Annotated in this window: 1 protein-coding gene; it reads right to left on the minus strand. The window is 65.8% G+C overall.

Annotation, left to right across the window (positions count from 1 at the left end; all coding sequences use genetic code 11):
• The coding region (gene tagF / locus ACLD7X_RS19530; protein ID WP_411425337.1) for a type VI secretion system-associated protein TagF at nt 1-316 on the minus strand (316 nt) is incomplete at its 3' end.
• Nucleotides 317-395 lie beyond the last annotated feature (79 nt).

The following is a 395-nucleotide window of genomic DNA, read 5'->3' on the forward strand; positions in this document are numbered from 1 at the left end:
GCTGCAGCACTGGTGCACTGCCGTCGGCCTGCGGCGATGCCAGCGTCAGCGGGAACTGCCTGCCCACGCGGTCGACCGAGGACATCATCACCCCGGTCATCGGCGCAGCCCCCGCAAGCCCCGGCGACAGGTTGAACCGCCAGATCGGGGCCGAGAAATAGCAGTCCTGCCACCGGTCGCCCAGCGCGCTGCGGGCCGCCAGCATGCCTTCCTGCAACCAGCGGTCCCAGGGATCGACAAAGCTGGCGGGCAGATCCATCTTCAGGAAGTCCCCGAGAGCCGGCAGTTTTCCGAAGGCGCCGAACTTCTGTGCCATGTCAGAAGGACTTCGGACAGCTGAACTTGGACATGTCCAGCGCGAACGGGTTCAGCGATGACCCCGTCTGCACCTGGAA

The sequence above is a fragment of the Aphanothece microscopica RSMan92 genome (genome assembly GCF_046613545.2).
Classification (GTDB): Bacteria; Cyanobacteriota; Cyanobacteriia; order PCC-6307; family Cyanobiaceae; genus NIES-981.